Source organism: Coxiella endosymbiont of Ornithodoros maritimus, assembly GCF_907164965.1.
Lineage (GTDB): Bacteria > Pseudomonadota > Gammaproteobacteria > Coxiellales > Coxiellaceae > Coxiella.
In genome coordinates this window covers 1-5310 of record NZ_CAJRAM010000047.1, presented here as the reverse complement: position 1 = coordinate 5310, position 5310 = coordinate 1, and the positions used below count along the sequence as shown (strand labels likewise).

Genomic DNA, 5310 nt, shown 5'->3' with positions numbered 1-5310 from the left:
CCCATGAACCCGATACCAATGGTTCGCGCCTCCACACGCTTCTATCAACCACACAAGCCACCTTAAGGCCTTGCCACAGTGGACACATATTGAGCGCCTAACCCCTCTCGTGTGGATCACCTTACCCCACTCATCAATCCCACACAGTTGAAAAACCCCTTTTGCAATAAATACCAACACCAAGTATTTTAATATCTTTCATGGCCCTGCTCCTTTTTTTAAAAATAGAAACTCTATGTTGGCGCATTATAACGCCCTCTTTAAGGAGGGGCACTTTTCATTAGGTTACTTAAAATTTTTAATTAATTTGTAGATTGTTTCCAATTTGGATTGGGGGGTGGGATTAGAAAGAATGAAACGCAGGGATTTATCGCCTTGCAATTGGTAACGTTGGGGTTGGCTTTGGATTAGCTTGATTAGCTTTGTAAGGTCGATGGCAGGTTTTTTATCGAAGTGAAAATAGCCGTATTCGGGACCGATATTGATTTTTTGAATACCGAGTTCGTTTGCAATTAAGCGCAGCTCGGTAGATTGGAGTAAATGTTGAGTTGCTGGGGGCAGCGGGCCAAAACGATCGATAAGCTCTTCTTTGAGCCCCTGGATTTCTGCTTTATTTTTGCAATTAGCTAAGCGTTTATAGAGGATAAGACGAACATTAACATCGGGGACATAATCTTCCGGTAAAAGCGTTGTAGTGCCGAGATCAATTTCAGCCGCTGTGTGTAATGGTTTTTCAAATTTGGGTTCCCGCCCAGCTTTTAATGTACTTATCGCCTCTTCCAACAATTCTAAATATAAAGAAAACCCGATACCATGAATTTGCCCGCTTTGCTTGACACCCAATAATTGGCCTGCGCCGCGGATTTCTAAATCATGAGTCGCTAGGTTAAAACCAACACCGAGATTATCCAGTTGGGAAATAGCGCTCAATCGTTTTTGTGCATCAGGCGTCAGGGCTTCTTGATCAGGTATTAATAAATAAGCATAAGCTTGATGATGGGAGCGCCCGACGCGACCGCGAAGTTGGTGGAGTTGAGCTAAGCCGAATCGATCCGCGCGATTAATAATAATCGTATTAGCGGTGGGAATATCGATCCCTGATTCAATAATGGTTGTACAAACTAAAAGATTATATTTCTGATGATGAAAATCGGATATTACTCTTTCTAAATCTCGTTCGCGCATTTGACCGTGAGCGATCGCAAGTCGGGCTTCGGGAATAACAGTACGCAACTTTTCAGCCGTTGCGGCGAGCGTCGCGACATCATTATGTAAAAAATAAACTTGGCCGCCGCGTAGATTTTCGCGCAATATCGCTTCACGAATCAAGACAGGGCTGTATTCGCGCACAAAAGTTTTTACAGACAAGCGTTTCGCCGGCGGGGTTGTAATAAGGGACAAGTCGCGAATACCTGAAAGTGACATATTCAATGTTCGAGGGATCGGCGTGGCTGTGAGCGTGAGTATATCTGCATGGGCGCGTAAGGATTTAATTTGTTCTTTTTGGGCAACGCCGAAACGGTGTTCTTCATCAACAATTAATAAACCTAAATCTTTAAATCGGATATCCTTGCTTAATAATTTATGAGTGCCGATAATAATATCTATTTTCCCTTCAGTCAGTTCTTGGGTAATTTGCTGGCGTTGTTTTTGAGTGCGTAAGCGAGAAATAGCGGCAATACGAACCGGCCAGCCGCTAAAACGATCTTGAAAATTATAAAAATGTTGTTCGGCTAATAAAGTCGTTGGAACTAAAACAGCAACTTGTTTATTATTTTGAACGGCTATAAAAGCGGCTTGCATTGCCACTTCGGTTTTTCCAAAACCAACATCGCCACAAATGAGGCGGTCCATACTGCGTTTTGAAGACATATCGACAATAACGTCATTAATGGCGGCAGTTTGATCAGGCGTTTCCTCAAAAGGAAAAGCTTCTCGGAAAAGAGGGTATTCTTTTTCAGGTATAGAAAAAGTAAAACCCGTTGCAGCTTGACGGCGGCTGTAAATATCTAATAATTCAGCCGCCACATCGCGAATATGTTTTTCTGTTTTTTCTTTGATTTTGTCCCACTGTTTGCTGCCGAGTTTTTGAAGGGGGGCATGGGAAGCGTCAGCACCGGCATAACGGCTGATTAAATACAGCGAATAAATTGGCACATAAATTTTGTCATTATCCGCATATTGTAAAGTTAAATATTCAGCCTCTTGATCGCTGGTTTTAATGGTTTGTAAGCCCAAATAACGGCCGACTCCATGTTGGATGTGAACCACGGGGTCGCCAATATGCAATTCTGTTAAATTGTGAATCAATAAATTGGGATCAATTGTTCGTTCTTTTTTCAAGCGACGCTGGCGGATTTGTTCGCCAAAGAGTTGTGATTCTGAGATAATGGCTAAAGGCGGGCTGGATAATAAAACGCCCTTATCCAAAGGCGCGATAGTAAGGTTAACTTGCGCATTCTCTGCTAAAAATGCCCGCCAATTTTTAACGGCTTGAGGAGCTGTATCAGTTTCTTTAAGGAATTCTAGAAGAGTTTCTCGCCGACCAGCTGTTTTGGCACAAAATAAAACGCGCCCCCCTTGAATAGCCGTTATTTCATGTAAAAAGTTTTTTAATCTAGCAAACGCTTGGGAAGCTTTATGATCAATTAATAAAGGAGGGAAATTTTCCGTAGCAAAATTAACTTGCCCTGTTTTTTCAACGATGGGTGCATCGCTAATTTTTATTTGAGTATAATTTTTTATTTCTATCCTTAATTGCTCAAAAGACAAAAATAATTCTGAGGGCGGGCAGAGCGGCCGTGTTAAATCGTGGCGTAATTGTTCATAACGATGTTCTACTTCTTGCCAAAACTGATGAGCAACGGTTTCCAGTTTTTCAAATAAAATAACGGTGGTATTCTTCGGCAAATAAGAAAAAAAAGTTTCGGTGGTTTCGAAGAACAACGGTAAATAATACTCAATACCGGCCGCCACTTCTTCTTCAGTGATTTGCTGATAAATAGGAGCTTCTTGTGGGTTACCCAAGAATTTTGCACGCCACGATTGTTGAAAATACGTAATCGCTTCTTTCGTTAACGGGTATTCTCTCGCCGGTAACAACCGAACCGATTCCATTTTTTCTAAGGATCGCTGGCTTTCGGGATCAAAGCTGCGAACGCTTGTTACTTCATCGTCAAATAATTCGATTCGGTAAGGAAGGGGGCTTCCCATGGGGTAAATATCGATGATCGACCCGTGTTGTGCATATTCACCATGTTCCATGACTTGTTCAACGGAACGGTAACCCGCAGATATTAAACGTTCACGATTTTCTTGAAAAGAAAACTTTTCACCCACGGATAAAATAAAAGTATTTTTTTCTAAGTGATCGCCGGGAGGAAGGCGTTGTAACAAGGTGGGAAGAGCGCTGATGATAATTCCTGACGATAGACGGGGTAAGCGGTAAAGCGTTAGCAAGCGTTCGGAAACAATATTTTCGTGGGGGGGGGAATGATCGTATGGCAATGTTTCCCAGTCAGGAAAATATAAAATAGGGGTGTCGGCGCTAGAAAAAAATGGCAACGAGCGGTGTAAATAATTAGCCGAGTGAACATCCGGTGTAATTAATAACAAAGGCCCCTGATTTTTTTCCGCAAGAGTGCTAATTGCAAGGCTGATGCTATCACCTTTTAAGTTTCCCCATTGGAGTCGATTGTCAATGGATAGAGGAATGGGAGGTCGTAAAGGGCTTACCGGAGTCATTTCAACTTTAATCAATTAAAACGGGTCCTTAATTAATAATTCCGCCGCCAAGGCATTCGTTTCCCAGGTAAAATACCACTGATTGACCGCGAGTGATTGCTCGTTGTGGATGTTCAAATTGAACATAAAAATGATCATTATCGAGTCGCGTGACGACGCACATTTGATCGGCTTGACAGTAACGTGTTTTAGCCTTGCAGGTCAAGGGGAAAGAGGGTTCTGTGTCGAGTATCCAATGCAAATTTATGCACGTTAATTCTTGTGAATAAAGCAAAGGATGCTCATACCCTTGAACCACGATCAATACATTCCGTTTTACATCTTTATCAACGACATACCAGGGATCTTCACTTGCGTCTGGTCGACCGCCGATATGAAGCCCTTTGCGTTGACCAACGGTATAAAACATAATTCCGTCGTGTTTGCCGATAATTTTCCCTTCGGGTGTTTCAATATTTCCCGGTTGGGCGAGTAAGAATTCACTGAGGAAGTCTTTAAATTTGCGTTCACCGATGAAACAGATCCCCGTGCTGTCTTTTTTAGCATGGTTAATGAATCCTCTTTTTTTTGCTATCGCACGAACTTCAGATTTTTGATATCCGCCGATGGGAAATATGCTATTCGCCAATTGATATTGGTTAAGAAGGTGTAAAAAATAACTTTGATCTTTGTGACTATCGTTGCTTTTTAATAGTCGAAATTCGTTATTTTGCTTTTGAATGCAAGAGTAATGGCCGGTGGCCAGATGAGTGGCGCCCAGTTTTTTAGCATGCTCTAAAAGTGATTTAAATTTAATTTCCCGATTGCAGCAAACGTCCGGGTTAGGAGTTCGCCCTTTGGCGAATTCATCGAGGCAATGTTGAAAAACATGGTTCCAATAGGCTTTACTGAAATTCACGACGTATAATGGAATACCAATGTGATCGGCGACCGCTTTCGCATCACTTAAATCTTGTTCGGCGGTACAGAAGGGGTCTTTGCTATCAGCTTCCCAATTTTGCATGAACAGACCAATGACTTCGTAACCCTTTTCCTTCAAGACGAGCGCGGCCACTGACGAGTCAACCCCGCCAGACAGCCCAACGGCAATCACTTGATTTTGTTCAAAATTTGGCATCTGGGTAGTGTAGAAGATGATCCCTAAAAGTCAAGGGTGGCCCGTTACTCTGCCTTCAGAGAATAATTTTGCCGTGTTTGTATTTATAAATCGAGTGGATAAATTTATGACAGCATGGGGTCACGCCGCAGCAGGAATTGGTTTAATCCGGTTAGATATACGAGAATTTTCCCAAGATGATTTAGTTGATAAAGAGATTGATAGAGCAATACAGACTACTTTAAAAGAAGACTTCGGTTTAAACATGAACCTTTGTCATGGTGTGCCCCCTTGGGCATCTTGACTTTTTATTAGAAGCCAGCTGGCTAGCCTGTATGAAGCGCAGTGAAATACGGGGATGATAGACGAGATCATTATTTTCCCGTATTCTGCTTTGGTCTATACGTATATGGCCCCAGGGTTGTTGTCAACAATCAGTTTTGACGAAAAGAACGTATATGCGGCTTCAC

At 42.3% G+C, this 5310-nt stretch carries 3 protein-coding genes and 1 pseudogene; 1 reads left to right on the top strand and 3 read right to left on the bottom strand.

Annotation, left to right across the window (positions count from 1 at the left end):
* The 3 genes and pseudogenes from OWO34_RS05155 to mnmA all read right to left on the bottom strand — a co-directional run.
* A pseudogene (locus OWO34_RS05155) lies at positions 1–202 on the bottom strand (IS110 family transposase); the annotation flags it as partial.
* Between the two features lie 83 nt (positions 203–285).
* A complete protein-coding gene (gene mfd, locus OWO34_RS05150) occupies positions 286–3759 on the bottom strand; it encodes a transcription-repair coupling factor (RefSeq protein WP_267256781.1) in 3474 nt (1157 codons plus the stop codon).
* Positions 3760–3772: 13 nt separating this feature from the next.
* On the bottom strand, positions 3773–4861 hold the full coding sequence (mnmA, locus tag OWO34_RS05145) for a tRNA 2-thiouridine(34) synthase MnmA (RefSeq protein ID WP_267256780.1): 1089 nt from the start codon (positions 4859–4861) through the stop codon (positions 3773–3775).
* 16 nt (positions 4862–4877) lie between these two features.
* Between mnmA and OWO34_RS05140 the strand changes: the two genes are divergently transcribed.
* Positions 4878–5144, top strand: a complete 267-nt coding sequence (locus OWO34_RS05140) for a lanthionine synthetase LanC family protein (RefSeq protein WP_267256779.1) — start codon at positions 4878–4880, stop codon at positions 5142–5144.
* The last annotated feature ends 166 nt before the right edge of the window (positions 5145–5310 follow it).